The following is a 26,639-nucleotide window of genomic DNA, read 5'->3' as shown; positions in this document are numbered from 1 at the left end:
GCGCCGCGTGTGGGTCGGGTTGCAGCAGTAGCCAGCCAGTCCGCCAACCCAACACATCCCACAGAGGAAGCTGATGTCTCGACACCTGACCCCGCCGCCCGCGCAGCGGCGCACCCCGCCGGCTGGCCGGTTCCCCCTGCAGGCCACCGCCCTCGCCTGCGGCCTGCTGTCGCTGGGCCTGGGCCACGCCCACGCCCAAACCGCCGAGGTCTCGCTCAGCGAGGTCGTGGTCTCCGCCTCGGGCTTCGAGCAGGAACTCAAGCAGGCACCCGCCTCGATTTCGGTCGTCACGCGCCAGGAGCTGGAAACGCGCCAATACCGCGACCTGGCGGAAGCCCTGGCCGGCGTTGAAGGCATCGACGTGCTCGGCGGCACGGGCAAGACCGGCGGCCTGGACATCAGCATCCGCGGCATGCCCAGCGAGTACACCCTGATCCTCATCGACGGCCGCCGCCAGAACGTGGCGGGCGACGTCACGCCCAACGGCTTCGGCGCCGCGCACACCAGCCTGATCCCGCCGGTGGCCGCCATCGAGCGCATCGAGATCATCCGCGGCCCCATGTCCACGCTCTACGGCTCCGACGCCATGGGCGGCGTGATCAACATCATCACGCGCAAGGTGGCCAAGCAATGGGGCGGCCAGCTCACGCTGGAGACCGGCATCCCGCAGGACAGCGACTGGGGCGTGCAGCAGCGCTACAACCTGTACACCAGCGGCCCCCTGGTGCAGGACCTGCTGGGCCTGGCCGTGCGCGGCAACCTCTACCGCCGCGAGGCCTCGGACTTCGTGCTCGCCCCCGGCGCGGCCCAGCCCGCCTCGGCGCGCAACCCCGCGCCCGCCGAAAGCCGCCAGCACAACGTGGGCGCGCGCCTGACGCTCACGCCCAACCGCCAGCACGACCTCTGGCTCGACGTGGAACAGGGCCGCACCTGGTACGACAACAGCGACGGCCGCCTGGGCACGCGCGACGCCACCACCAACCTGCTCGGCAACAACCCGCCCGGCTACCAGGACGCCCTGCGCTTCAACCGCGACCAGGTGGCCGTGGGCCACACCGCACGCCTGGGCGTGGGCCTGCTCGAGTCCAGCCTGATGCACACCGAGACCGAGACCATCGGCCGCACCATCCCCGGCGGCGCCGTGCCCGCCGGCGACCCGCGCCGCGGCACGCCGCGCGAACTCAAGACCACCAACCTGGTGCTCGACAGCAAGCTCGTGGCCCCGGTGGGCGACGCGCACGTGCTGACCGTGGGCGGCCAGTGGTGGGACGCCCAGCTCACCGACGGCCTGCTGCCCGAGAAGCACGACCAGACCATGTGGGCCGTGTTCGCCGAGGACGAATGGAAACTCAGCCAGGCACTGACCGCCACGCTCGGCGCCCGCTACGACAACCACAGCGCCTTCGGCGGCCAGGTGAGCCCGCGCGCCTACCTGGTGTGGGACGCCACCCGGCACTGGACCCTCAAGGGCGGCGTCAGCAAGGGCTTCCGCGCGCCGCGCCTGAACCAGCTCATCGACGGCGTGAGCGGCGTCAGCGGCCAGGGCGCCACCATCAACATCGGCAACCCGAACCTCAAGCCCGAAACCAGCACCAGCACGGAAATCTCGGCGCTGTTCGACAGCCAGGCCGGCCTGAGCAGCGCCGTCACCCTGTTCCACAACAAAGTCAAGGACAAGATCAGCGGCGGCGGCGACTGCACGGTCAACTGGGTGTCGAGCTGCTCGGCCAACCCCAACGCCACCTACGCCATCAACGTGGACGAGGCCACCACCTATGGCCTGGAGCTGAGCAGCCGCGTCCAGATCGCCAAGGGCTGGGGCCTGAAGCTGGGCTACACCTGGACCGGCAGCGAGGTGGTCGAGGACGGCGTGAAAAACGGCCAGCTGGCCAACACCGCCCGGCACGTGGCCAACGCCCAGCTGAGCTGGGACCCGAGCGACAAGTGGAGCCTGTGGCTGCGCGGCGAGTACCGCGGCAAGAGCCCGCGCTTCAGCGGCGACCCGGCCCGCCTCACCGGCAACAACCTGGCCATCTACCAGGCCGTGGGCGACATCAAGGCCCACGCCCTCTTCCACCTGGGCGGCGCCTACAAGCTGTCGAAGAACGTGACGCTCAACGCCAACATCTACAACCTGTTCGACAAGGACTTCCGTCAGTACCGCCTGGTCAACCTCAACGGCACGCCGACCTGGGTGAACGGGTACTTCCAGGGCGGCGCCTCGGTGAGCGGCACCACGCTGCCGGGCCGCACCTTCTGGCTGTCCGCGAACATCACGTTCTGAGGGCATGGGGGCGCGAGCCCCCTGCCGATCGCGCCAGGGTCAGCCAGGTCAGGGCCACGCTGCTGAACGAACCCAGCGCCATGCCCACCACCATGGGCAGCGGCTGGCCGTTGGCGAACAGGCCCACCACCGCCATGGCCAGAGCGCCCACCAGCATCTGCAGCGTGCCCATCAGCGCCGAGGCCGTGCCCGCGATGGGGCCGTGCTCTTCCAGCGCCAGCACCGACACCGTGGGAATCACCAGGCCCATGAACGCGCTGGCGATGAAGTTCAGCGCGATCAGCACCCACAGAGCGTCACCGCCGAACAGGTAGTAGGCCAGCAGCAACGCGATGGTGGAACCCGAGGCCGTGGCCGCCACCTTCACCATGGGCGCCAGGCCGAAGCGCCGCCCCAGCGTGGCCGTGAACTGCGAGGCGCCGATGAAAGCCACCGCATTGAACGAAAACGCCAGGCTGTACTGCGTGGGCGTGAGCCCGTAGTGGTTGATGAGCACGAAGGGCGAGCCCGCCAGGAACACGAAGAAGCCCGCCAGCGCGCAACTGCCGATGCCCACCAGCCCGAGGTAGTGCCAGTCGCCCAACAGCAGACGGTAGGCGCGCAGCGCGCCGCCGACGCTGCTTTCCACCCGCTGCTCGGGCGGGCGCGTCTCGCGCAGCGTGGCCCCCACCAGCGCCAGCCCGGCCACGGCCGCCAACGCCACCGCCCAGAACACGCCGCGCCAGCCGGCCAGCGCGATCACCCCGCTGCCGGCCAGCGGCGCCAGGATGGGCGACACGCTGAACACCAGCATCAGCAGCGACATCAGGCGCGCGGCCTCGGTGCCGGTGTGCAGGTCGCGCACCACGGCGCGCGGAATGGCCATGCCGGCCGCCGCGCCCAGGCCCTGCAGGAAGCGGAAGGCCACCAGGGTCTGGATGTCGGACGCCAGCGCGCAGCCCACGCTGGCCACCACGAACAGGCCCAGGCCGAAATACAGCGGCGGCTTGCGCCCCACCATGTCGGACACCGGCCCGTACAAGAGCTGCCCCACGCCCAGCGATAGGAAGAAAGCCGTCAGGCTGAACTGCACGGCACCCACCTCGGCGCCCAGGGCGCTGCCGATGGCCGGCAGCGCGGGCAGGTACATGTCGATGGCGAAGGGGCCGATGGCCGACAGCAGGCCCAGGATCAGGGCCATTCGGTAATAGGAGGAAGATTGCATCGCGGCGATTTTCGCCGCGAGGCCCATGCCCCCTGACCCGCCGAGCCCATCCATGCCCGACTTCGACGTCATCGAAATGAAGCCCTTCGTGCCCGCCAAGGACTTCGAACTCTCCCAACGCTTCTACCAGGACGTGGGTTTCCGCCTGAACTGGCACAACGAACAGATGGCCTACCTGCACCACGGCAGCGCGCGCTTCCTGCTGCAGAACTTCTACGAACAGGCCTTCGCCGAGAACCTGATGCTGCACCTGCTGGTGAAAGACGTGGACGCCTGGCGCCAGCGCCTGGCGGAACGCGGCGTGGCCGAGCGCTACGGCGTGCGCATCGGCGCCGTGGAGGAACAGCCTTGGGGCATGCGCGAGTTCGTGCTGTTCGATCCCTGCGGGGTGTTGTGGCGCATCGGTCAGAGCACGGATTGAGGGACGCGCCCGCACGCCCGGGGGGACGGAGCGCGCGGGATGTCAAGCACTCAGCGAACGAAGTAGTCGTTGGCGTTGAAGTCGTTCGGGTAGCCGTCGGCGTCCACCGGTTGGCCCGGCTCGGCCACGGAGAACTGGAGCCGGCCGCCTTGCACGTCGCCGATGGTTTTCACGTTGGTCAAACCGGTCATGCGACCGTCGGGCAGCGCGGTGAGGGTGATGCCCGCCCCGCCATCGGCGCTGGCCACGGCCCCGACAAAGCGGGGAATGCCTTTGACCACGTTGTCCCGGCCGGCCCGGGTCACCGGCACCAGGCTCACGGTGAAGCGTTCCCTCACCAGGCCTTGTTTGACCGTGCAGGCGTCGTCGCTGTAGACCTGCACCGCGTAGGCGATTTCCAGCTCGTTGCTGCCTGTCTTCGTCAGCGTGACGTCGCGCACGCGGGCGGCGTAGTCCTGGTTGTAGACGAAGTCGGGCACGCAAACGTCGTGGGCGGCGTCGCGTTTCCAGACGCCTTCGAACTCCGCCAGCGACACCTTGGCTTGGTCGGCGGAGGCGGGCGCCGGGGCATCGCCGCCCCCACCGCCACAGGCGGCGAGCGACAAGCTGAAGGCGGTGGTCAACAGGGCATGGGACAGCTTCATGAAAAGACTTTCTTGGTTCTCGGGCGGCGAGGCAGGACGGGACGAAGCCTCCCGGTGGCTGGCCTCGCCGGGCAGCCGCTGGGAAGGAAGACAAGGTGGAAAGGGAGCGCGGGGGGCGAGACGTCAGCGCGGGGCTGAGGGCCTGTCACCGGGCGATGGCTTCAAGGGCCGTTGGTGGGCGGCGACGGGGCGGCCCAGGAAAAACAGCGCGAGCGATTGCATCAGCGCCCAGGCCGACCGGAAATACCGCGAGGGCGGTAATTTCGTGCACGCTTGAGGGAGACAAGCCCGCCCCCCCCCGCGCCGCCATGACCGCCCCGCCCTCGCCCCTCGACCGCTTCCTGCACGCCCAGGCCCGCGACTACCCCCAGGCCCTGACCGAACTGAAGGCGGGCCAGAAGCGCACGCACTGGATCTGGTACGTGCTGCCGCAGCTGCGCGAGCTGGGCCGAAGTCAGAGGGCGCGCGAGTACGGCATCCGCGACCGCCAGGAAGCCGCCGACTACCTGGCCCACCCCGTGCTGGGCCCCCGCCTGGTGGACTGCGTCAACGCCCTGCTCGGCCACCCCGATCGCAGCGCGGTGGCGATGCTGGGCGAGGTGGACGCGACGAAGCTCCGGTCGTGTCTGACGCTGTTTGCGGCGGTGGCGCCGCAGGAACCCTGCTTCGCCCAGGCACTGGCGGTGTTCTACCAAGGCCAGCCGGACGAGCAGACCTTGCGCCTGCTGGATGCGGGTCACATGCCCGCCGAACACCACCTCCCCACCCTGCTCCAGCAGATGGCCCCCTCGGTCCACCCCGAGGTGTTCGTTTTCTGCAGCTTCTCCAACGGCCGGCTCCCCGAAGCGCTCAGTCCGGCTGGCAGTTTCCATGAGCCCGAAGGCCTGACGGCCATCGTCCCGCTGCGACAGGCGCAGGCGCTGGGGCTGGCGTTTCAGTTCGAGTCGAGGATGGTGACGCTGACCATCCACTCGGCCCTGGACGCCGTGGGCTTCCTGGCCCGCATCAGCGCGGCGCTTGCGGCCCGGGGCATCGCCTGCAACGTGGTCTCGGCCTTCCACCACGACCACCTGTTCGTGCCCAGGGACAGGCTGGACGACGCGCTGCGGGCCTTGGACGAGCTATCCCGGCCCGGCTGACGCGGGGCCGTTCGACGCCAGGGTCGCCTCACGCTCTACGCCAAGCCACACCGGAAGGGCCTGGGTCTTCCCCTGCAGGGCGCGCGCGGGCCGCTTCATACAGCAGGCGCCGGCCCGCGGCCTCGCCCACGGGCAGCAGATCGGTGCTGCGCAATTGCGGGTCTTGGCCCAGCTGGAACAACAAGGGGCCGAGGGCCGGCGACTCGCCCGGCGCGGGCGCCCACAGCGCGCCTATCCACTCCAGGGCCCAGCTGGGGCCCGCATCGTGGCGCCGCTCCAGGCGCGCGATGCCGCTGAGGTCGGCGATGGGAATGCGGGCCAGCAGGTCCAACAGCGTCGTGTCCCAGGCCACCAGCGAGGTCTGCGACCGCTTCTGGCCGTTGCACGAGACCTGGTGAACCAGCAGGTACCAGGGCCGCTCCAGCGCGAGCGTGATGGCCGGCCAGTGCGTCTGGCGCGGGGCAACCTGGGCGGGATGGAGGTGCTGGACGAGGCCGGGGGCGGTGACGAACACGTTGAGAGTCCCAAAGGCCAAAGGGAGCGCGATTCTGCCTCAAAGTATTTGCACGAAGGCTTTCGAAGCCAACACTTTTTTGGTGTCCGCCAAAGCCCCCGATACCCCCCCCTTTCTTGCCCCACTGGCTGAGAACCTGATTGCTCTGCGAGCAACAGGGAACTGGAGCATTGCTGCGCTGGCGGAACAGGCGCGTGTGAACCCACGAATGATCCGGTTGATGGAGCAGGGGCAGGTCAACGTCTCCTTGAACACGGTAGACAAACTGGCCCGGGCACTCGGTGTCACCACCGGCTCTCTGGTCGGCTTGAGGCCAGTGGCCCGACAAGAAGGTGACGCGCCGATCGAGGAGCTTCTGGCACACAAGCTCGTCTCGGCAAGGAAAGCGCTGATGCTGACCCAGGACACACTGGGTCAGCGATCGGGCGTCAGCATGTACGTCATCGCGCACATCGAACGTCAAGCGCGCAACCCATCGCTTCAAACGCTGGCGAAGCTTGCGGCTTCGCTCGATCTATCGCTTGAGGCGTTGTTGAGCAAATAGATCGGGCTGGGTCGAGCGGGTTGTATTGATCGGCTGAGAGTCGGATTTGCAGCGGTTGCGGTCTTTAGTACTGCAGTTGAGTTCAACCGCTTCCGGCGAGGAGCGGACGTCTCTCGGTCGCAGAAACAGTCGTTCAACATTCGACATAGCTGGCGCTTAAAAGGCGCGGCTTTTTGAGCGGCCGGTTGATGGACTGGTTAGGCTGAATTGCGAGAAGTAGGGTGCGTGTCACTAGGAAAGACCAAGGCTTCGCCAGTACTCTCTGAAAAGAGCTGCACAAGTCAAGTCATTCCTGAAGTAGAAGCGATTTGCGAAGATGGCTCCTACTCTGGACAGCTCTTCGGCGATTTCTTTGCCGTCGGCCTGAGAAATTCCAAGGCCCGTAGCGAACGTTGGCCGATTGAGCACTTGCTCACCATCATGCAAGCCTGGGAAGAGAAGAGCCAAGTTAAGGCGATGGAACGCAAAGCCAAGAAATGCTATGCGGCTTGCTTCTCGAAGCATTGCGCGGATTGCTTGCACTTCGCTTCTTTCAGGGTCAACACCTTCGGTGAATGTCCGTATACCGTTGGCCGATTCAACCAATGTGCGGCCACTAACCTTGGCGCCATATTCGATGGATCCTCCGGGTTGCTGCCATGGCAATAGGCCAACATGACCATATGGGTGAAAGATGTGCAGGTTCGCCAAAATTTCTGCAGCCCTATCGGGCTTTAATGCGTAATAGTTCTGTAGCGCGCCATGAAGATAGTGCTCGATACATCGGTCGTAGTTAAACGTTATAACAGCCACCTTTGCCATGCGATCTTCAAGTTCGGACTCCTGGCAGTTCTCGGTAAGCAACTGGAAGAACGCGTTGAACCAGGTTGACTCGACCCGAGCGAAGTCGATTTTCGGAAAGCGCTCTTGGCGATTCACAAACAATGCACTGCTTGCCTCAGCATCAAGAATGCAGCGGGCGATGGCCAACTTGCCGCATGTCGCAAGGCGCGCATCGCTGCGGTGAGAGTCGATGAAATTGTCGATCGAGATAGCCTGTGGCATAGCATCTCTAATCCGCCAGGAAGTGTGAAGAAACGGGCTTATGTCTGCCCGCTGCGAATCATGTTGGCGCGCGAGTTCACGAAATGCTTCGTCAATGCAACCGTCACCGCTGTTTCGTCGGAAGCCATCGTCATAGCGAATGTCTAACGCGCGAGCTACCTTAGAGCGAAGCTCAGCGCCTACTGGAAGATTGACTTCCTTGCTGGCGCCAGCGCCGACGACTAGCACTAATGACTTTGGCATTGGTAGTTGTGCCCGGAAAAGGCTATGAAGCCCGACTTGTTATTCATATGACCGAATACCGGATGTCCAACGACCTCCCCAGCCCGACAATCTGCTCGATCAGGTTAGCGAACGGGTTCGCTACTTGCACGACAGACTACCAACCGAGAGAGCTCCTGTCTACTGGGCCAAGGTTTTTGTATTGTTGGCGGCCTGCAGCCAGGATGGATATGGATAATTGGGATCCACACGCATATGCCGAAGGTGACTGCCAATTGCGCGAATAGCCCACTGGACGCGACATCCTTTGACAATTATAGGTCCGGCTTTCGAGACGCGGGCGAAGGACTGTTGTGGGTCGAAAGCCGTCGGCAGGGGCAGAAGGGCCGAACTTCCGAGTTCAGTCTCTTTAACTAAAGCCGCCCCTGCACACACCAAGGTAAACCGCCCAACCTGCCCCAACGACTCCCCTACCCCACCGCCCTCCCCAACCCCTGCCCCACATCCCAAAGAATGTCCTCAATGTGCTCCAGCCCGACCGATATCCGAATCATGTCCGGCAGCACACCGGCGGCGATTTGCTGAGCCTCATCCAACTGCCGATGCGTCGTGCTCGCCGGGTGCGAGATCAGCGTTCGCGTATCCCCAATATTCACCAGGTGGCTCATGAACTGCGCGCTTTCGATGAAGCGCACGCCCGCCTCGATCCCGCCCTTCACGCCAAAGGCCAGCAGGCCTGAAGCGCCGCGCATCTGGCGCTTCATCAGCGCGTGCTGCGGGTGGTCTTCCAGGCCGGGGTAGTTCACCCAGCTCACGCGCGGGTCGTCTTTCAAAAACTTGGCCAGGGCCAGCGCGTTCGCGCAGTGGCGTTCCATGCGCAGCGGCAGGGTTTCCACGCCCTGCAATATCTGCCACGCGCTGGTGGGCGCCAGTGAGGCGCCGTAGACGCGCAGGCCTTCCATGCGGCAGCGCATGCTGAAGCCAAAGTCGCCAAAGGTCTCGTAGAACTTCACGCCGTGGTAGCCGGGCGATGGCTCGGTCATGCCGGGGAATTTGCCGTTGTCCCAGGGGAATTTGCCGCCCTCCACCACCACGCCGCCCAGGGTGGTGCCGTGGCCCGCCAGGTACTTGGTCGCGCTGTGGATGACGATGTCCGCGCCCAGCTTCACTGGGTTGCACAGAAAGGGGCTGGGCACGGTGTTGTCCACGATCAGGGGCACGCCGTGCGCGTGGGCCACGTCGGCTATTGCCCCGATGTCCAGCACCACCATGCTGGGGTTGCCCAGGGTCTCGGCGTACACGGCGCGGGTGTTGGGGCGCATGGCGGCGGCAAAGGCGTCCGGGTCGGTGGCGTCCACAAAGCTGGTTTCGATGCCGAACTTGCGCAGGCTCACGGCCAGCATGGTCACGCTGCCGCCGTACAGGGCGCCGGCGGCCACCACGTGGTCGCCGCTTTGCAGCAGGGTGGTCAGGGCCAAGGTCTCGGCGGCCATGCCGCTGGCGCAGGCCACGGCGGCGCGCGCGCCTTCCAGCGCGGCCACGCGCTCTTCCAGCGCGCACACGGTGGGGTTGCTCAGGCGCGAGTAGACGTTGCCGAAGGTCTGCAGGTTGAACAGGCTGGCGGCGTGCTCGGCGCTGTCGAAGACGAAGCTGGTGGTCTGGTAGATGGGCAGCGCGCGCGAGCCGGTGCTGCTGTCGGGGATCTGGCCGGCGTGGATGGCCAGGGTCTCGGGGTGGAACTGTCGGTCGGCCATGTCACACCGGGCGCCTGGCCGAAATCACCTGGGTGTTCACGCCGGCCCAGTTCAGGCCGCCGAACAGGCGGGCGTGTTCGATCTTCACGCAGCGGTCCCACACGCTGTCCAGGCCGGCCTCGGTGGCGATGCGGTCGGCCTCTTGGCTGCGCAGGCCCAGTTGCTGCCACAGGCATTTGGCGCCGATGGCGGCGGCGCTCTTGGCAATGGGCGGAATGTCTTGCTCCTTGCGGAACACGTCGACCATGTCCACGGGGAAGGGAATGTCCTCCAGGCGGGCGTAGCTGGGCTCGCCCAGTATCTCGGGGTACTTGGGGTTTACCGGCACGATGCGGTAGCCGTGTTGCTGCATGTACTTGGCCGCGAAGTAGCTGGGCCGGTGCCATTCGGCCGAGAGGCCAACCACGGCGATGGTGCGGCAGTCCTTGAGGATGCGCCTCAGGGTGGGGATGTCGTCTTGCATGGCTGGGGGGGTGTCACCAGTAGTTCGCCATCAGGGCCTGGGCCCAGGCGGGTTCGCGCAACTCGCCGCGCGGCAGCGTGGCGCTCCACACGGGTTTGATGTCAAGCACGGGCGTGCCGTCCACGGCGTCCAGGCCCTCCACTTCGATGGTGGTGCCGCTGACGCCCAGCACGCGGCAGATGCACAGGCCGATGCGGTTGGGCCGCATGCGCGCGCGCTGCGCGAAGATGCCCACGCGCGGCCAGTCGGCGCGGTTGCGCGGGTGGCGGGCGCCGGTTTCAACGGGCTCCTGTTCGTCCACGTGAAAGTGGAAGACCACCTCGATGTGCGAGACCGCGTCCAGGCCGAGCAGGCTGTCGGGGCCCAGGCGCGGGTCGCTGAGCTCGATGCGCGAGCGGTTCGGGCCCCAGCCGTCCTTGGTGGCCTCGGCGCGGCCGCCGCGCACCAGGCCGATGGGGGTGTAGTGGTAAGCGGGGTTCGGTGCTGTGTTCATCGTTCGGGTGCCTCAGGCCGCGCCCACGCGCAGCACCACGTTGCCCACGGCGCGCCCGCTCTCCACCAGCTGGTGCGCGTCGGCGATGCGCTCCAGCGGCAGGCGCTCGGCGATGGGGAAGCGCAGCGCGCCGCGTTCCAGCAGGCGGTTGAGCGTGCCGGTGGCGCGCGCGCGGTCGGCCTCGCTCAGGTGGTAGACCATGAAGAACTTGAGCTGCAGGTTCTTCACGATCAGCGGGTAGAAGGGAATGGCCAGGGGCGAGGCGCCGCTGCCGTAGGCCACCACCTCGCCGCCGGGCTTGAGCATGTCGAGGTTGGCGGCGGCGTTGGCGGCCATGTCGGTTTCGATGATGCGGTCCACGCCCTGCCCTTGCGTGAGCTCGGCCACCCGCTGCACCAGGGGCTCGGTCTTGTAGTTCACCGCCTCGTCGGCACCGGCCTCGCGCGCGAGGCGCGCCTTCTCGTCCGAACTCACGGTGGCGATGACCCGCGCCGCGCCGAGCTGGCTGGCCAGTTGCACCGCGCCGTGGCCCACGGCGCCCGCGCCACCGGCCACCAGCACGGTCTTGCCGGCCACGCCGCCGTCCATCAGCACCGCGTGCAGCGCGGTGAGCGCGGGAATGCCCAGGCAGGCGCCGGCCTCGCCGCTGGCGGCGTCGGGCAGGCGCACGGCCTGCCGCTGCGGCAGGCACAGGGCCTCGCAGGCGGTGCCGTGCGCGCGGCCCCAGGCGGCGTTCCACAGCCACACGCGTTCGCCGAGGCGCGCGCGGCTCACCCCCTCGCCCACCGCGTCGATGACGCCGCTGCCGTCGCTGTGCGGCACGATGCGCGGGAACGGCAGCGCCTTGCTGCGCAGGCCGGCGCGGGACTTCACGTCGGACGGGTTCACGCCCGACCAGGCCACCCGCACACGCACCTCGCCGGGGGCGGGCTGGGGCTCGGGAATGTCGGCGAGTTGCAGCACCTCGTGGGCCGGGCCCACGGTCTCGTAGAAGGCGGCTTTCATGGGCCGCTCACCAGTTGGGCTTGCGCTTGTCGATGAAGGCCTGCACGCCTTCCAGCGCGCTCGGGTCCATCATGTTGCAGGCCATGGTGCGGGCCGCGTCGTCGTAGGCGGCGGCGATGCCGGTTTCCAGCTGGCGGTAGAACAGGCCCTTGCCGGCGGCGATGGCCATCCGCGGCTTGGCCAGGATGCTGTCCACCAGCTTCGCCACTTCGGCCTGCAGGTCGGCCGCGTCCACCACGCGGTTGATGAGGCCTTTGGCTTTGGCTTCGTCGGCGCCGATGAAGTCGCCCGTCACCAGCATCTCGAAGGCGGCCTTGCGGCCCAGGTTGCGGCTCAGCGCCACGCTGGGCGTGCTGCAGAACAGGCCCACGTTGATGCCGCTGACGGCGAAGCGCGCCTCGCGCACGGCCACGGCCAGGTCGCACATGGCCACCAGCTGGCAGCCCGCCGCCGTGGCGATGCCCTGCACCTGCGCGATGACGGGCACGGGCAGTTGCTGCACGGCCATCATGAAGCGGCCGCACTGGGCGAACAGGCGGTTGTAGTAGTCCAGCGAGGGCTCGGCGCGCATCTCTTTCAGGTCGTGCCCGGCGCAGAAGGCCTTGCCCTCGGCGGCGATGACCACCACGCGCGCGCCCTCGTCGGCGGCGACGCGGTCCACGGCGGCCTGCAGCGCGGCCAGCATGCCCTCGCTCAGGGCGTTGAAGGACTGCGGGCGGTTCAGCGTGAGCGTGACCACGCCGCGCGGGTCGCGCTCGTAGCGCAGGGGTTCGTTGCTGACGGAGGGGTCAAGCCGGTCGTTCATGGTCTGTCTCGCTCGGTCATTCGATGGCGCTCGAACTCTTGGCGCGCTCGCGCAGTTCGAACTTCTGGATCTTGCCGGTGCTGGTCTTGGGGATGGCCTCGAAGCGCACGGCCTTGGGCACCTTGTAGCCGGCCAGCAGCGTGCGGCAGTGGGCGATGAGTTCGGCTTCCGTAGTCTGCGCGCCGGGGCGCAGCTCCACGAAGGCCAGCGGCGATTCCCCCCACTTCGGGTCGGGCTTGGCCACCACGGCGCAGGCCATCACGGCGGGGTGGCGGTAGAGCGCGTCCTCCACCTCGATGGAGCTGATGTTCTCGCCGCCGCTGATGATCACGTCCTTGCTGCGGTCCTTGATCTTCACGTAGCGGTCGGGCTCCAGCACGGCCAGGTCGCCGGTGTGGAACCAGCCGCCCTCGAAGGCCTTGGCGGTGGACGCGGGGTTCTTCAGGTAGCCCTTCATGACGATGTTGCCGCGGAACATGATCTCGCCCATGGTCTGGCCGTCGGCGGGCACCTCTTGCATGGTCTCGGGCGCCATCACGGTCATGCCTTCCTGCAGCGGGTAGCGCACGCCCTGGCGGCCGTTCAGGCGCACCTGCTCGCCGAGCTCGGCGCTGGCCCAGCCGGGCCGCGCCACGGCCACCGAGGCCGGGCCGTAGACCTCGGTGAGGCCGTAGACGTGGGTGATCTGGAAGCCCAGGCGCGCCATGCCTTCGATCATGGCGGCCGGCGGCGCGGCGCCCGCCACCATGCCGCGCACGGCGCCGATGCCGTGCTTGAGCGCCGGGTCGGCGCCCACGGCGGAGAGCACGGCGTTGTGCACGATGGGCGCGGCGCAGTAGTGGTCCACGCCGTGCTCGCGCATGGCGGCCAGGATGGCGAGCGGCTCCACGCGGCGCAGGCACACGTGCACGCCGGCCTGCAGCGCCACCGTCCAGGGGAAGCACCAGCCGTTGCAATGGAACATGGGCAGGGTCCACAGGTAGCGCGGAAACTGCGGCATGGTCCAGGTGACCACGTTGCTGACGGCGTTGAGGTAGGCGCCCCGGTGGTGCGTGACCACGCCCTTGGGGTCGCCGGTGGTGCCGCTGGTGTAGCTCACGGCGATGGCGTCCCACTCGTCGGCGGGGCCGTCCAGGCGCGGCAGCGGCGCGTGCGCGGCCAGCAGGGCCTCGTACTCGTGCGCGCCCAGGCGCTCGCCGGGCCCGCCGTACTCGCTGTCGCAGACGTCGATGACCACGATGCCCCGGCCCAGGGCGGCCAGGGCCTGGGCCACCACCGGCGCGAACTCGCGGTCGGTGATCAGCACCTTGGCCTCGCAGTGGTTCATCTGCCAGGCCAGCAGGGCGGCGTCCAGGCGCGTGTTGAGGGTGTTGATGACGGCGCCCAGCGCGGGAATGGCGTAGTGCGCCTCCACCATCTCGGGCGTGTTGGGCAGCAGGGTGCTGACGGTGTCGCCCTTGCCGATGCCCAGGGCGCGCAGCGCCGCGGCCAGCCGGGCGGCGCGCTCGCGCACCTGGGCCCAGTTGAGGCGCCGCGCGCCGTGCACCACGGCGGGCATGTCGCCAAAGACCTCGGCCGTTCGCTCGACGAAGCTCACGGGCGAGAGGGCCACGAAGTTGGCCGGGGTGCGGTCCAGGTGCTGGTCGTAGATGCTCATGGCGGCATCGTAGGCAGCGCGGACAGGGGGTGACCAGCGGGGCTTACCCGATGGGGCGCGGGGCGAATGTCGCCGCGCCGACACCTTGTGCGCCAGGGCCGCGGGTGCTACAAGCCTGCGCTCATGGACGCGCCCGCCACCCACGCCCTGACCGAGGCCATCTACGACGCCGCGCTGGACGCCACGCACTGGCCCTCGGTGCTGGGCCGGCTCAAGACCGCGTTTCGCACCGAGGCCGAGACCTTCTACGTGCTCGACTTCGCCACGCGCGAGATCGGCGAGGCCCACCTGGCCGGCGTATCGCCCTACTGGGTGAGCCACTTCAACCGCTTCTACTTCGCGCCCGACAACCCCTGGAACGTGCACTCCACCGCCCTGCACCGCCAGGGCATGGTGCGCACCAACGAGCGCCTGGACGCCTTCACCCGCCAGCGCGGCGCGCTCTTTCGCTCCAGCTACTACCACGAGTGGATGGTGCCGCAGGGCTTTCACCACAGCATTGGCAACACGCTCACCAGCGACCGCCGCGCCATCGCCAACGTGACGCTGCTGCGCGCGCCCGACCTGCCGCGCTTCAACGCCGCCGAGGTTCGCCTGTTCGAGCAGCTCAGCGTGCATTTCGTGCGGGCGCTGCGCGTGCGCCAGCACCTCGACGCCCTGCGCGCCACGCGGGACGGCCTGGCCGCGATGCTCGACGGCCTGGGCGACGCCCTGCTCCTGCTGGACGACGACGGCCGGCTGCTGCACGGCAACCGGGCCGCACTGGACTGGCTGGCGCGCCGCGACGGCCTGCAGCTGCGCCATGGCGGCGTGGAGCCCTTGCAGCCCGGCCAACGCCCGCGCTTCACCGCCTGGCTCAGGGCGCACGCGGCGGGCTCGCTGCGCGCGGCCTCGGTGCCCGACACGCTGACCCTGGCGCGCGGCGGCAGCCGCCTGCCGCTGGCCTTGCGCGCCTCGGGCTGGACGCTGCCGCTCTCGTCCTGGCACAGCCCGCGGCGCTGCGTGCTGGTGTCGCTGGGACCGGCGGGCGCCCCGCGCGGCGGCCCGCCCACCGAGGTGCTGCAGGGCCTGTACCACCTCACGCCGGCCGAGGCCCGCCTGGCCCATGCGCTGTGCGAAGGCCTGAGCCTGCGCGAGGCGGCCGAGGCCCTGAGCATCACCTACGGCACGGCGCGCACGCGGCTCAAGGCGGTGTTCGGCAAGACGGGCACGCACCGCCAGGCCGCGCTGGTCGAGTGCATCCGCCGCGACCTGCCGCGCCCCCTCGGTCCGGGCTGATCCCGGCGCCGCGCGCTGCGCACCTCCCATTTGGGAGGTGCCGCGCGGCGCGCGCCTGCCTATCGTCGCGTCCAGTCCATCCACCCAGGCTTCGCGACCATGTCCCTCATCACCCTGTCCGGCACCGTCAGCGGCATCCGCCACTCCTCGGAAACCTCGGGCCACATCGGCAAGAACGGCGGCAACGTGCACACCAAGCAGGTGATCGCTTTTCGCGTGGACGGGCAGCCCGCCGAAATCAAGCTCATGAACATGCCCGACGTGCAGGACGGCGAGCGCGTGACCCTGGCCGGGCGCATGAAGAACGGCAGCTTCCGCGCCCTGGCCATGCGCAACGACCAGACGCGCGCCATCTACGGCATGCCCACCACCATGGCCTACGTGTTCGGCGCGCTGCTGGTGCTGGTGGGGCTGCCGCTGCTGCTGGTGCTGGTGGGGGTGCTGTTCATCGGCGCCGGCGCCTGGACCCTGTTCGAGGCCTGGACGCACACGCAGGCCGCCCGGCTTCTGCGGACCTGAGACACGGCCCGCCGCGCCCGGCCCGGGCGCGCCGCCCTAGCGGAACATCTGGTTGAAGGCGCCCAGCCCGGGCAGGCCCGCCGCGTAGCCGAAGCTGCCCTGCCCGTTCATTTCTTCGCTGGCCTTGAGCAGCGCCGCATAGGCCGCGCGCGCCAGCGAGGAGCCCACGCTGATGCGGCGCACGCCCAGGCGCTCCAGTTCGGCGCGCGTGAGCGCGCCGCCGGCCAGGCCCATCACCACGTTCACCGGGCGCGGCGCCACCGCGCGCACCACGCGCTCCACCTGCTCGGCGGTCTTCAGGCCGGGGGCGTAGAGCACGTCGGCACCGGCCTCGGCGAAGGCCTGCAGGCGGCGGATGGTGTCGTCCAGGTCGGGCCGGCCCCACAGCAGGTTCTCGGCCCGCGCGGTGAGCACGAAGGGATGGGGCAGCGCCCGCGCCGCCCGCACCGCCGCGCGCACGCGCGCCACGGCGGCGTCGAAGGGGTAGATCGGGTCGTCGGCGCGGCCGGTGGCGTCTTCGATGGAGCCGCCCACCACGCCGGCCTCGGCGGCCAGGCGGATGGTGTCGGCGCAGTCCTGCGGCTGGTCGCCGAAGCCGTTCTCCAGGTCGGCCGTGAGGGGCAGCGCCGTGGCCTGGGCCAGGTCGCGCAAATGGGCGATGGTGCGATCGCGGCCCAGGCCACCATCGGGCAGGCCCAGGGCAAAGGCGTGGCCGGCGCTGCTGCTGGCCAGGGCCTGGAAGCCCTGCCCCGCCAGCAGCACGGCCGAGCCGCGGTCCCAGGGGTTGGGCACGATGAAGCAGCCCTGGCGGTGCAGCTCGACGAAGCGCTCGGCGCGTTCGGCCATGGAGGTCATCGTGTCCCCTTTCGTGTCACTTCAGCGGCGCGCGCTCGCCCAGCACCGCGCCCTTGGACAGCGGTTGTACCAGTTGCCCGTACAGGTGCAGCCAGCCGAAGCGGCCCTGCGGCACCGGCGGCTTGAAGTCGCGCAGGCGCGCGGCGATCTCCTCGGCCGGCACGGCCAGCTCGATGCGGCGCGCGTTCAGGTCGATCTCGACCGTGTCGCCGTCGCGCACGGCGGCCAGCGGGCCGCCCTCGGCGGCCTCGGGCATGACTTGGCCGATGGTGATTCCGCTGTTGAGGCCGGAGAGCTCGCCGTCGGTGACCACGGCCACGTCGGCGCCGCGCCCAGCACCCACCAGGGCCGCCATGAAGCTGGCCGCGAACACCGTGCCCGGGCCGCCGCGCGGCCCCAGCATGCGCAGCACGATCACCTGCCCCGGCTGCACGGCGCCGGTGCGCAGGCCGTCGATGGCCAAGGACTCGTCCTCGAAGACCTTGGCGGTGCCCACGAAGCGGCGGATGCCGGCGGGCACGGCGGCCAGCTTGACCAGCGCGCCGTCGGGCGCGAGCGAGCCGCGGATCACCATCAGGCCAGGCTCGCGCGCGAAGGGTTCGTCCAGCGTGCGGATGACCTGCTCGTCGATGGTCAGCGGCTCGGCCAGCACCTCGCCCACCGTGCGCCCGGACACGCTCAGGGCGCCGCCGTCCACCAGCGGGCCCATGCGCTGCATCACCGCGCGCACGCCTCCAGCCGCGTCCAGGTCCTCGATGCGGTCGGGGCCGTTGGGGCGGATCTGCGTGAGCATGGGCACGGTGTCGGCGCAGGCCTCGAACTCGGCGATGACGTCGACGGGGCATTCGGCCTCGGTGGCGATGGCGATGAGGTGGCGCATCACGTTCACCGAGCAGCCCATGGCCACCGCGGCGCGCACGGCGTTGCGCAGCGCGGCGGGCGTGAGGATCTGGCGCGGCCGCAGGCCTTCGCGCACCAGCTCGACGATGCGCGCGCCGGCCTCGGCGGCCAGGGCGTGCAGGCGCGGGCCATCGGCGCGGATCGGCGCATTGCCCGGCAGCGCCAGGCCCAGGGCCTCGGCCAGGCAGTGCATGGAGTTGGCCGTGGCCAGGCCGGCGCACACGCCCGGGCCGTCGATGGCGGCGCGGCACATGTCGTGCAGGCCGTCGAGCGAGAGCTGGCCCGCCTTCACCGTGCCCACGGCCTTGTAGACCTCTTCGATGTCGACGTGGTGCTCGCCGCACTGGCGGCCCAGCTGGTAGCCGCAGGCCAGCACCAGGCTGGGCACGTCCAGGCGGCCGGCGGCCATCAGGTGGGCCGGCGTGGTCTTGTCGCAGCTGGACAGCAGCAGCATGCCGTCGAGTTCCGCGCCCTCGACCTGCACCTCGATGTCGTTGACGATGAGGTCGCGCGTGGGCATGAGGTAGCGGCCCTGGCGCCCCGCGCTGGTGATGAAGTCCGAGGGCGCGGCGGTGCGGATCTCGAACGGCAGCCCGCCGGCGGCGCGGATGGCGTCCTGCACGATCTTCGATATGCGGTCCAGGTGCGAGAAGCACACCGACAGGCCGCTGGAGGTGTTGACCACGGCGATCTTCGGTTTGTCGAAGTCGCTCTCGGGAATGCCCATGGCCGTCCATTGCGCCATGCGCACGGCCCAGCGGGTGGAGCCGCGTTCGAAGTTGCTGCGATAGGTCATTGGTGTCCTGGAAAGGGTTCAGTCGTCCAGCCGCGCGCCCTGGCGGTTGAGTTCGGCGCGCACCTCGCGCCCGTCGATGGCCCGGGGCTGGCGCCGTCCGCGCACGGCCAGCGTGGCCGCCACGCCGAGCGCCTGCCCGTAGGAGAAACACTGCGCCGTGACGCGCGCCGAGGCCACGGCCTCGTGCTCGGCCGACAGGCAGCGCCCGCCGAACAGCAGGCCCTCGCCCACCTCGGGCACGAAGCAGCCGTAGGGCACTTCGTAGAAGTCGCCCAGCAGCCATTCCACGCGCGGCTTGCTGCCGGCGTGCAGTTCGATCGGCCAGGGCGAGCGCGCCACGCCGTCGGCGAACTTGCTGCCGGCCACCACGTCGCTGTTGCGCAGCACCGCGATGCCCGCGCCCTGGCGCGTCTGGCGCACGCCCACCTGCACGCCGGTGTCGTTGACCCAGGCGTTCTCGCAGCCGGCCAGGTTCTCGCGGAAGAAGCGCTCGTAGGCGCGCACCTGCGCGCGGCCCTGGGGTTCGGCCTCGCTCAAGTCGCGCGCGATGGCGGCGTTGAGCTCGCGGCCGTCGGCGCCGCGCACGCGGGTGCAGTTGCACAGCAGCTCACCGGGTCGCGTGGTGGTGAAGAGCCAGATCTTGGCGCGCGGCAGGTCCAGGCCACCCTTCTGCGCGGCCAGGATGCGCTCGCTCACCGCCGCCGGCATGATGGTGTCGTGCCCGTATTCGGCGATGAAGCGCGCCGTGTCCACGCCTTGCAGGCGAAAGATCATGGTCGGGTTCTGCACCACGCCGTCGGCCCCGCACCAGGTGCGAAAACCCGCCATGGCCAGCAGATCGGCGTCGCCGCTGGCGTCGATGGTGATGGGCGCGCGCACGTCGAGCAGGCCCGACTTGGTCCAGATGTTCGCGCCGCCCACCAGGTCGCCGTCGCGGTGCACGCCGGTGGCCAGCGCGTGGTACAGCACGCGCACGCCGGCCTGGGCCAGCAGGGCGTCGGCGCTTTCGCGCCAGGCCAGCGGCTCATGCACGCGCGTGAAGGTCTTGCCGTAGAGCATGGGCTCGGTAAGCCCGCCGCGCGACTCCATCTGCGCGATGAAGTCGTCGACGAAACCGTGCACCAGCTGGCGCGGCGTCACCGGCGTGTCGCTGGCCTCGTACAGGCCGCAGATGGTGCCGGACAGGCCCGCCACCGCCCCGCCGCCGCAGAAGCCGTAGCGCTCCACCAGCAGCACCGACAGGCCGGCGCGCGCCGCCGTGCAGGCCGCGGCCACGCCGGTGGCGCCGCCGCCGATGACCAGCACGTCGGTGCGCACACGCTCGACAGGTCGTTGGTCCATGGTCGTTTCTCCTTCAGCGCAGTTGCATGGCCCAGCCGGGCAGCCAGGTCACCATCTGGGGCCAGACCATCGTCACCGCCAGCACCACGACCTGCAGCAGGATGAAAGGCACCATGCCCGCGTACATGTGGCGCATGGTGATCTCGGGCGGCGCCACGGCGCGCAGGTAGAAGATCGCGGGCGCCAGCGGCGGCGTGAGGTAGCTGGTCTGGATCATGATGAGGAACAGGATGCAGAACCACACCGGGTCGAAGCCCGCGGCGGTCACCAGCGGCGTGAAGATCGGCAGGAAGATCAGCACGATCGAGATCCAGTCCAGGAAGAAGCCGGCGATGAACAGGATCAGCAGCAGCAGGAAGACCAGGCCCCAGGGGCCGAGCTGGAACTGTTCGATCACCGTGCTGGCCAGGCTGATGCCACCGCCGCCGACGAACACGCCGGTGAACAGCGTGCCGCCCAGCAGCACCGCCATGATCATGGCGGTGACGCGCACGGTTTTCAGCAGCGAGTCGTACAGGCCGGCCCAGGTGAAGCGGCGGTAGAGCATGGTCAGCAGCACCGCGCACACGCAGCCGATGGCCGCGGCCTCGGTCGGCGAGGCCAGGCCGCCCAGGATGGAGCCCAGCACCGCCACGATCATCAGCAGCGGGGGAACCAGGTTGCGCAGCGTGATGCCCAGCTTCTCGGCGAAGCCCGGCTCACCCGGCTCGCGCGGGATGCGCGGGCCGTGCTCGGGCTTCACGATGCACAGCACCAGGATGTAGACCAGGTACAGGCCGGCCATCAGCAGGCCGGGAAACACCATGCCGTACATGAGGTCGCCCACGGAGACGTCGGCCAGCGGGCCCATGACCACCACCACCACCGAGGGCGGGATGATGGTGCCCAGCGAGCCGCCGGCGCAGATGACCCCGCTGATCAGGCGCTTGTCGTAGCCGTAGCGCAGCATGATGGGGATGGTCAGCAGCCCCACCACCGACTCGGTCGCGCCGATCACCCCGCTGGAGGCGGCGAACACGATGCACATCAGCACCGTGGCGATGGCCAGGCCGCCCGGCAGGCGGCGCGTCCAGATGTGGATGGCCTCGAACAGCCGGTCGGCGATGCCCGACTTCTCCAGCACCGCGCCCATGAAGACGAACAGTGGAATGGCGGCGAAGACGAAGTTGGAGGCGAGGTCGTCGATCTTCTCGACGAACTGGTGCGCCACCGCCGGGCCGAAGGTGATCAGGCCGAACATCGTGGCGGTGAGCAGCATCGCGAAGGCGACCTGCACGCCGAGGAACATCAGCCCGAAGGTGACGGGCAGCATGAAGAAGGGCAGGTATTCCATCATGAGCCTTGCGCCTCCGGTTCGCGGCGGACGAAGGACTTGAGCAGTTCGCACAGCACCTGCAGCGCCAGCGTGGCGAAGGCCAGCGTGAACACCGCGCGGAAGGGCCACACCGGCAGGTTCAGGGCCGACTGGCCCGAGGTCTCGCCGCGAGCGAAACCCTCGGCCATGTAGTTCCACAGCGTCCACGAGACCCAGACCAGGATGGGCAGCAGCAGCGCGTAGACCACGGTGTCGATCCGGCGGCGCGCGCGGTCCGACAGGAACACGCTGAGCACGTCGATGCGGATGTGCTCGCCCTGGCGCAGGGTGTAGGCCAGGGCCAGCAGGAAGTGGGCGCCGGTCAGCGTGTAGCCGATCTCGTAGGCCCAGATGGTGGGGGCGTGCAGCGCGTAGCGCGACACCACCTCCCAGGTGGTGGCCAGCACCAGGGGCACCAGCAACAAGGCCGCGAGCACGCCAACGCCCACGACCCAGCGCTCGGCGAGGTCAATCAGTCGATTCAAGGAAAACCCCAATCAAAGAGGCGGCGGCGTGGGGCCGCCGTTCGCGGACGCGCACCGGGAGCGGTGCGCGCCGCCCATTCGCATCAGGTGCGCTTGACTTTCACCTTGCGCCAGTCGTCCGCGTCGCGCCAGGCGGCGTCGAAGGCCTTCTGGCTTTCGTGCACCTTGGCGAACCACTTGGATTTGCCTTCCTTGGCGGTCCTGTCGGCCCAGTCCAGGCCGATCTTGCGCGTGGCGAACTGCACCTCGTCGTCCAGCTCGATCAGGGTGACGCCGTTCTTCTTGTAGAACTCGAAGGCCTTCGCGTCTTCCGCGCCGATGCGGGCCCAGCTCTCGAAGGTGACCAGTTTGGCCACCACCTCGACCAGCTTGCGGTCGGCCTCGGGCATCTTGTCCCACACGCCCTTGTTGAGCACCAGCTCGAACGGCGCGCAAGGCTGGTGAACGCCCGGGTAGCTCAGGTAGCGCGCCACCTTGTAGAAGCCCGAGGAGACGTTCTCCCACGGCGTGCCCCACTCCACCGCGTCGATCGCGCCGCGCTCCAGCATGGGGAAGATGTCGCCGCCGGCCGTGGTCACCGGCGCCGCGCCCAGCTCCTTGGACATCTCCAGCCAGGCGCCGGCGGTGCGCAGCTTCAGTCCCTTGAGGTCTTCCAGCGTCTTCACCGGCTTGCGCGAGTGCACGAAGACCTCGGCGGTGCGCATGAACAGCGGGAAGGAGATGACGCCGTCGGCGCCTTCGCGGAACTCACGTTGCAGCTCCACGCCGCCGCCCTCGTAGAGCCAGTGCAGCATGCGCTCGGCGTCGAAGCTGCCGGCGTAGCCGCCGAACAGCGCGGTGGTGACGTCCTTGCCCCAGTCGTAGCCGATCCAGGTGTGGCCGCATTCGGCCAGGCCGTTCTTCACCGTCTCGGGCACCTTCAGCGCATTGCCCAGACCGCCGCCCGGGAAGGTCTGGATCTTGAAGCGCCCGCCCGAGAGCTGGTTCATGCGCTCGGCGAAGGCCTTGGCGCCGATGTCCATCAGGGGACCGCCCGCCCAGCCGGTGGCCATCTTCCAGTTGTAGGTGGGGCCGGATTGGGCATTGGCGCTGGCGCTGGCCAGCAGGCCGGCGCCGGCCAGGCCGGTGCCGATGAGTTGACGTCGCTTCATCTGTTGTCTCCTGCGTATGGGTATGTGTTCAGGCGGTGGCCCGTGTGTTCAGGCCAGGGCCTGCTTTTCCTCGGCGGTCAGCTCGGGGCCGTCGAGCGTGACGCGCTGCTCCTGCGTTTCGTTGTTGCGAAAGCGCGCGACGATGGGCTTCAACTCGGGCTTGATGTAGCGCTCGTCGTAGCCGTTGAACAGCGTGCCGATCAGGCCGCGGTCCAGGTCGCTGGTTCCCATGATCCAGTCGAAGATGGGAAAGCTGAGGTTCATGTTCTTGTGCATCATGATCCCCTGGTTGTGGTGCGCGGTGTGGTGGCGGCGGATGGTGTTGATGAAGGGCATGTTCCGCACGAACCAGTTCTCGTGTACATGGCAGCACAGGTGGAACACCTCGTAGACCAGGTAGTGGCAGACCATGGTCATGAACAGGATGTAGCCCGCGTTGGGGTTGAAGACCTGCGCCGCGATCCAGCCCAGGCCGGTGCCGAAGACGCCCAGCACGATGAGCACGCGCCAGGGAAAGAACACGATGCGGAACTCGCGCGTCGTGTCGATGGTGATGTCGTTGTCGGTGAAGTACTGGTGGTGCTCGCGCGTGTGGCGCTCATAGATGGCGCGCAGCGCGAAGACGTCGATGCGGCGGTGCATCACGTACTTGTGCATGAACCACTCGATGAAGTTGCCCGCCAGGAACACGGGCAGCACCAGCAGCCATTCCCAGGTCGGGTTGTCGAGCCGCTGCGCGCAATACCAGAGCGCCGCGATGCCAGCGGCGAACATCACGCTGGTGTGGACGATGCCGTTGTAGAAGGGGCTGATGCCGCCCTTGTACTTCTCTCGGAACCGGCGCTGCTTTTCAGTCATCATGGTCTCGTCTCCTGTGCAATCCAACTAACATACTAGTCGGATAGTAGAAGTCGATCATACGCATGTCAAGAACCGAGGAAGGCACTCATGGAAGACCCTAGGGCCTCGCCCGCCTGGGCCATGACCGAGTGCCCCACCCCTGGCAAGGGCAGCCAGGCCGCGCCGGGCACGTGATCGGCCAGCCAGCGGCCGTGCTCGAACGGGCAGTCGCCGTCGCGGTCGCCGTGCACCACCAGGGTCGGGCGACGGATGCCACGCGCCGCCGCGCGCAGGTCGGCGCCGCGCACCGAGGCCCAGCTGGCGGCCACCGCGTCGGCATCGGCCACGGCCTTCAGCTGCAGGCGCTCGGCGCGCTCGCGGGCCTCACGCTCCAGGGCCTCGGGCGTCTCGCCGCGGAACCACACCGCGCCCGGCGTGGCGCAGGCGGTGCCCGACACGAGCACCAGGCGCTCCAGCGCAGCATCGCCATGGCGCGCCAGCAGGTTCAGGATGACGCTCACGCCCATGCTCCAGCCGGCCAGGGCCACCGGCGAGCCGGTGCGCTGCGCCAGGTCGGTCACCAGCGCGTGCACCAGGTCGGCGTAGTGGTCCAGGTGGTAGTAGCACGCGTGCGGCAAGGCCTGGTCCGCGCGCCAGCGCGGCGACAGCCCACGCCCGGGCAGGTTGGGCAGCACGCAGCGGCGCGCCAGCAGCGCGGGCAGCACGGGTGCCCAGGCCTCTGACGTGCCCTGGATGCCGTGCAGCAGCAGCAGGGGAGCGCCCTGCCCCACCAGCCTGCATTCGAGGGTTTGTGCCGATCGGTCGATGGAAGGATTTGCCATACAAGTAACATATCAATCGTGTTTCAATAGTTTCACAGACCTTCCGCAACGCCTATCCGTTTTGACCCTGATGTCCCAGCAGCCCCTCTCCGACCAGCCCGTCGCCCTGTACACGCCGCCCCGGGTCATCTGCGCCGACGGCGCCCGCCACCGCCTCGCACCGCTCTGCAAAAGCCTGGGCTGGCACGAGGCCCTCGTCGTCACCGACGCCTGGTTCCAGCAGAACAGCCCCGCCCTGGCCGAGGTGCTGGCGGCGCTGCGCGCGCAGGGCATCGCGGTGCGCGTGTTCGACGGCGGCGAGCCCGACCCATCCACCACCCTGGCCGACCGCGCCAGCGCCTGGGTGCGCGAACAGGGCGCGCGGCCCGACCACCTGATCGCCTGGGGCGGCGGCAGCAACATCGACCTGGCCAAGGCGCTCAGCGTCGCCCTGCCCAGCGGCCGGCCCGTGGCCGAGCTGATGGACCGCGCGAACTGGCCGGCGGCGCCGCTGCCGCTGGTGGCCGTGCCCACCACGGCCGGCACCGGCTCGGAGATCACGCCCGGCGCCATCCTGGTGCAGCCGGGCAGCGCCACCAAGGTGGCGCTGATGGCCAACGCGCTGCGGCCCGCGGTCGCGCTGATCGACCCGGAGCTGACCTGGACCTGCCCGCCACGCGTCACGGCCGACGCGGGCCTGGACGCCCTGACGCACGCCATCGAGTCCTGGCTGACCCTGGACGCGGCGCGCTTCGACAACGGCGAGGACCCCGACCCCGGCTACAGCGGCCGCAACGAACTGACCGTTCAATTCGCGCGCCAGGCCACGGCGCTGACCTTCACCCACCTGGCCACGGCCTTCGAGCGACCGCACGACCGCGCCGCCCGCAACGCCATGGCCCGCGCCAGCCTGTACGCGGCCATGTCCTACGCGACCGCGGGCCTGAACGCGGTGCACGGTCTGGCCTATGCGCTGGCCGGACTGACGCACGCCAGCCACGGCAGCACCAACGCGGTGATGCTGCCCTACGTGATGGACGCGCTGGTCGACACGCGGCGCGACGAACTCGCCGAGATCGCGCGCCTGGCGGGCGCCACGGGCGACGACCCGCTGGCCCTGGCCCGGCAGGCGCCGGTGCTCACGCGCGCGCTGGTGCGCCGGCTGGGCCTGGCCGGCGATCTGATAAGTTTCGGCGTCGGGCCGGCACAACTGGCCCAGCTGGTGTCGGACGGCCTGGCGGTGACGCGGCTGACCAAGGCCTGGCCAGGGGGGCCGGCCAACGAGGCCTACGCCCGCATCGTGCACCATGCCTACCACGGAGAACTTTCCGGAGAATCGCGCCCATGAGCAAAGCGACGGCGAAAAAGACACCAGGGACCCCCAGCACCCCGCGGGCCACCGCGAAGAAGGCCAGCGGCAAGGCCGCCCCGCCGGCCGACGCGTCAGCGCCCGCGGCCCGGCCCCGCAGCCTCACCACGCAGGCCTATGAGCGCATCGAGGCGCTGATCGTCCAGCTCGAACTGTTGCCCGGCACCGCGCTCAGCGAGGCCGAGCTGTCGGCCCGCCTGGGCATCGGGCGCACGCCGGTGCGCGAGGCGCTGCAGCGCCTGGCCCGCGAACACCTGGTGCAGATCCTGCCGCAGCGCGGCGTGCTGGTGTCGGCGCTGGACATCAAGCGCCAGCTGCGGCTGCTCGAGACGCGCCGGGAAGTCGAGCGCCTGGTGGCGCGCTGCGCCGCGCGCCGCGCCACGGACCAGGAGCGCCAGCAGTTCGCCGAACTGGCCAAGGAGTTCAACGCCGCCGCCAAGGCCAAGGACCAGACGCGCTTCATGCGCGCCGACAAGGCCTTCAACGACCTGTCGCTGCGCGCCGCGCGCAACGAATTCGCCAGCGGCGCCATGGGCCTCATGCATGGCCTGTCGCGGCGCTTTTGGTTCATGCACCACCGCCAGGCCGACGACACGCAGCCCATCGCCGTGCTGCACGCCCGCATCTCGCAGGCCATCGCCGACGGCGACGAGACCCTGGCCGCGAAGGCCCTGGACGAGCTCATCGACCACAACGAGGCCTTCACCCGCTCCACGGTGAACACGGACTTCTGAAGG

26 protein-coding genes are annotated in these 26,639 nt (G+C 69.2%); 8 read left to right on the top strand and 18 right to left on the bottom strand.

Annotated elements, in window-relative coordinates; genetic code table 11:
• Nucleotides 1-73 precede the first annotated feature (73 nt).
• Nucleotides 74-2,284, top strand: coding sequence for a TonB-dependent receptor (locus tag JNX00_RS10770; protein WP_204744934.1), 2,211 nt, complete (start codon nucleotides 74-76; stop codon nucleotides 2,282-2,284).
• Here the strand turns inward: JNX00_RS10770 and JNX00_RS10765 are convergent.
• Nucleotides 2,274-3,488 carry a multidrug effflux MFS transporter gene (locus tag JNX00_RS10765; protein WP_204744933.1) on the bottom strand — a complete coding sequence of 405 codons (1,215 nt, stop codon included), beginning with the start codon at nucleotides 3,486-3,488 and terminating at the stop codon, nucleotides 2,274-2,276. The genes JNX00_RS10770 and JNX00_RS10765 overlap by 11 nt on opposite strands.
• A gap of 52 nt (nucleotides 3,489-3,540) precedes the next feature.
• Here JNX00_RS10765 and JNX00_RS10760 point away from each other — a divergent pair, with 52 nt between their 5' ends.
• The gene (locus tag JNX00_RS10760; protein WP_204744932.1) at nucleotides 3,541-3,909 is read left to right on the top strand and encodes a VOC family protein; all 369 of its coding nucleotides are present in this window, start codon (nucleotides 3,541-3,543) and stop codon (nucleotides 3,907-3,909) included.
• A gap of 50 nt (nucleotides 3,910-3,959) precedes the next feature.
• Here JNX00_RS10760 and JNX00_RS10755 read toward each other — a convergent pair whose 3' ends face one another.
• A complete protein-coding gene (locus JNX00_RS10755) occupies nucleotides 3,960-4,553 on the bottom strand; it encodes a hypothetical protein (RefSeq protein ID WP_070398667.1) in 594 nt (197 codons plus the stop codon).
• A gap of 308 nt (nucleotides 4,554-4,861) precedes the next feature.
• Here JNX00_RS10755 and JNX00_RS22360 point away from each other — a divergent pair, with 308 nt between their 5' ends.
• Nucleotides 4,862-5,692: an ACT domain-containing protein gene (locus JNX00_RS22360; RefSeq protein ID WP_239478305.1), complete on the top strand. Its 831-nt coding sequence runs from the start codon at nucleotides 4,862-4,864 to the stop codon at nucleotides 5,690-5,692.
• Nucleotides 5,693-5,720: 28 nt separating this feature from the next.
• Here the strand turns inward: JNX00_RS22360 and JNX00_RS10740 are convergent, their stop codons facing one another.
• Complete coding sequence (locus JNX00_RS10740; protein WP_204744931.1) at nucleotides 5,721-6,206, bottom strand: hypothetical protein; 486 nt, start codon at nucleotides 6,204-6,206, stop codon at nucleotides 5,721-5,723.
• Nucleotides 6,207-6,288: 82 nt separating this feature from the next.
• Between JNX00_RS10740 and JNX00_RS10735 the strand changes: the two genes are divergently transcribed.
• The gene (locus tag JNX00_RS10735; RefSeq protein ID WP_239478304.1) at nucleotides 6,289-6,750 is read left to right on the top strand and encodes a helix-turn-helix transcriptional regulator; all 462 of its coding nucleotides are present in this window, start codon (nucleotides 6,289-6,291) and stop codon (nucleotides 6,748-6,750) included.
• 231 nt (nucleotides 6,751-6,981) lie between these two features.
• Here the strand turns inward: JNX00_RS10735 and JNX00_RS10730 are convergent, their stop codons facing one another.
• The 7 genes from JNX00_RS10730 to JNX00_RS10700 form a co-directional block, all read right to left on the bottom strand.
• A complete protein-coding gene (locus JNX00_RS10730) occupies nucleotides 6,982-7,794 on the bottom strand; it encodes a hypothetical protein (protein ID WP_204744929.1) in 813 nt (270 codons plus the stop codon).
• Between the two features lie 692 nt (nucleotides 7,795-8,486).
• Nucleotides 8,487-9,770: an O-acetylhomoserine aminocarboxypropyltransferase/cysteine synthase family protein gene (locus JNX00_RS10725; protein WP_204744928.1), complete on the bottom strand. Its 1,284-nt coding sequence runs from the start codon at nucleotides 9,768-9,770 to the stop codon at nucleotides 8,487-8,489.
• A 1-nt stretch (nucleotide 9,771) separates the two neighbouring features.
• Nucleotides 9,772-10,233 (bottom strand): CoA-binding protein, encoded by a 462-nt coding sequence (locus JNX00_RS10720; protein WP_204744927.1) that lies wholly within the window; start codon nucleotides 10,231-10,233, stop codon nucleotides 9,772-9,774.
• A 13-nt stretch (nucleotides 10,234-10,246) separates the two neighbouring features.
• Nucleotides 10,247-10,726, bottom strand: a complete 480-nt coding sequence (locus JNX00_RS10715) for an SAM-dependent methyltransferase (RefSeq protein ID WP_204744926.1) — start codon at nucleotides 10,724-10,726, stop codon at nucleotides 10,247-10,249.
• Between the two features lie 12 nt (nucleotides 10,727-10,738).
• Nucleotides 10,739-11,731, bottom strand: coding sequence for an NADPH:quinone reductase (locus JNX00_RS10710; RefSeq protein ID WP_204744925.1), 993 nt, complete (start codon nucleotides 11,729-11,731; stop codon nucleotides 10,739-10,741).
• Between the two features lie 7 nt (nucleotides 11,732-11,738).
• Nucleotides 11,739-12,536: an enoyl-CoA hydratase gene (locus JNX00_RS10705; protein ID WP_204744924.1), complete on the bottom strand. Its 798-nt coding sequence runs from the start codon at nucleotides 12,534-12,536 to the stop codon at nucleotides 11,739-11,741.
• Between the two features lie 16 nt (nucleotides 12,537-12,552).
• Nucleotides 12,553-14,193: an acyl-CoA synthetase gene (locus JNX00_RS10700; protein WP_204744923.1), complete on the bottom strand. Its 1,641-nt coding sequence runs from the start codon at nucleotides 14,191-14,193 to the stop codon at nucleotides 12,553-12,555.
• Between the two features lie 123 nt (nucleotides 14,194-14,316).
• On the opposite strand from JNX00_RS10700, the gene JNX00_RS10695 reads away from it, so the two are divergent.
• Together JNX00_RS10695 and JNX00_RS10690 are read left to right on the top strand one after the other, a co-directional pair.
• Nucleotides 14,317-15,471, top strand: a complete 1,155-nt coding sequence (locus JNX00_RS10695; RefSeq protein ID WP_204744922.1) for a hypothetical protein — start codon at nucleotides 14,317-14,319, stop codon at nucleotides 15,469-15,471.
• A gap of 99 nt (nucleotides 15,472-15,570) precedes the next feature.
• Nucleotides 15,571-15,990 carry a hypothetical protein gene (locus JNX00_RS10690; RefSeq protein WP_204744921.1) on the top strand — a complete coding sequence of 140 codons (420 nt, stop codon included), beginning with the start codon at nucleotides 15,571-15,573 and terminating at the stop codon, nucleotides 15,988-15,990.
• 36 nt (nucleotides 15,991-16,026) lie between these two features.
• Here JNX00_RS10690 and JNX00_RS10685 read toward each other — a convergent pair whose 3' ends face one another.
• From JNX00_RS10685 to JNX00_RS10650, 8 genes are all read right to left on the bottom strand, one after another.
• A complete protein-coding gene (locus tag JNX00_RS10685; protein ID WP_204744920.1) occupies nucleotides 16,027-16,845 on the bottom strand; it encodes an isocitrate lyase/phosphoenolpyruvate mutase family protein in 819 nt (272 codons plus the stop codon).
• A 16-nt stretch (nucleotides 16,846-16,861) separates the two neighbouring features.
• Entirely contained in the window at nucleotides 16,862-18,541 is a 1,680-nt protein-coding gene (ilvD, locus tag JNX00_RS10680; RefSeq protein WP_204744919.1) for a dihydroxy-acid dehydratase, read from the bottom strand.
• An 18-nt stretch (nucleotides 18,542-18,559) separates the two neighbouring features.
• Nucleotides 18,560-19,882 carry an FAD-dependent oxidoreductase gene (locus JNX00_RS10675; RefSeq protein WP_204744918.1) on the bottom strand — a complete coding sequence of 441 codons (1,323 nt, stop codon included), beginning with the start codon at nucleotides 19,880-19,882 and terminating at the stop codon, nucleotides 18,560-18,562.
• A 13-nt stretch (nucleotides 19,883-19,895) separates the two neighbouring features.
• On the bottom strand, nucleotides 19,896-21,218 hold the full coding sequence (locus tag JNX00_RS10670) for a TRAP transporter large permease subunit (RefSeq protein ID WP_204744917.1): 1,323 nt from the start codon (nucleotides 21,216-21,218) through the stop codon (nucleotides 19,896-19,898).
• The gene (locus JNX00_RS10665) at nucleotides 21,215-21,721 is read right to left on the bottom strand and encodes a TRAP transporter small permease subunit (RefSeq protein ID WP_083293113.1); all 507 of its coding nucleotides are present in this window, start codon (nucleotides 21,719-21,721) and stop codon (nucleotides 21,215-21,217) included. The genes JNX00_RS10670 and JNX00_RS10665 overlap by 4 nt, the downstream gene beginning before the upstream one ends.
• An 83-nt stretch (nucleotides 21,722-21,804) precedes the next feature.
• Nucleotides 21,805-22,872 carry a TRAP transporter substrate-binding protein DctP gene (gene dctP / locus JNX00_RS10660; protein ID WP_070398680.1) on the bottom strand — a complete coding sequence of 356 codons (1,068 nt, stop codon included), beginning with the start codon at nucleotides 22,870-22,872 and terminating at the stop codon, nucleotides 21,805-21,807.
• A gap of 48 nt (nucleotides 22,873-22,920) precedes the next feature.
• Nucleotides 22,921-23,733, bottom strand: a complete 813-nt coding sequence (locus JNX00_RS10655; RefSeq protein ID WP_070398681.1) for a sterol desaturase family protein — start codon at nucleotides 23,731-23,733, stop codon at nucleotides 22,921-22,923.
• A gap of 65 nt (nucleotides 23,734-23,798) precedes the next feature.
• The gene (locus tag JNX00_RS10650; protein ID WP_204744916.1) at nucleotides 23,799-24,554 is read right to left on the bottom strand and encodes an alpha/beta hydrolase; all 756 of its coding nucleotides are present in this window, start codon (nucleotides 24,552-24,554) and stop codon (nucleotides 23,799-23,801) included.
• 70 nt (nucleotides 24,555-24,624) lie between these two features.
• Here JNX00_RS10650 and JNX00_RS10645 point away from each other — a divergent pair, with 70 nt between their 5' ends.
• Together JNX00_RS10645 and JNX00_RS10640 are read left to right on the top strand one after the other, a co-directional pair.
• Nucleotides 24,625-25,881: an iron-containing alcohol dehydrogenase gene (locus JNX00_RS10645; protein WP_070398683.1), complete on the top strand. Its 1,257-nt coding sequence runs from the start codon at nucleotides 24,625-24,627 to the stop codon at nucleotides 25,879-25,881.
• On the top strand, nucleotides 25,878-26,636 hold the full coding sequence (locus JNX00_RS10640; RefSeq protein WP_070398684.1) for a GntR family transcriptional regulator: 759 nt from the start codon (nucleotides 25,878-25,880) through the stop codon (nucleotides 26,634-26,636). Before JNX00_RS10645 ends, JNX00_RS10640 begins: the two co-directional genes overlap by 4 nt.
• Nucleotides 26,637-26,639 lie beyond the last annotated feature (3 nt).

The sequence above is a fragment of the Hydrogenophaga sp. YM1 genome (assembly GCF_016903055.1).
GTDB lineage: Bacteria > Pseudomonadota > Gammaproteobacteria > Burkholderiales > Burkholderiaceae_C > Hydrogenophaga > Hydrogenophaga borbori.
The sequence above is the reverse complement of the archived record's forward strand: the minus strand, read 5'-3'. Positions and strand labels throughout refer to the sequence as shown.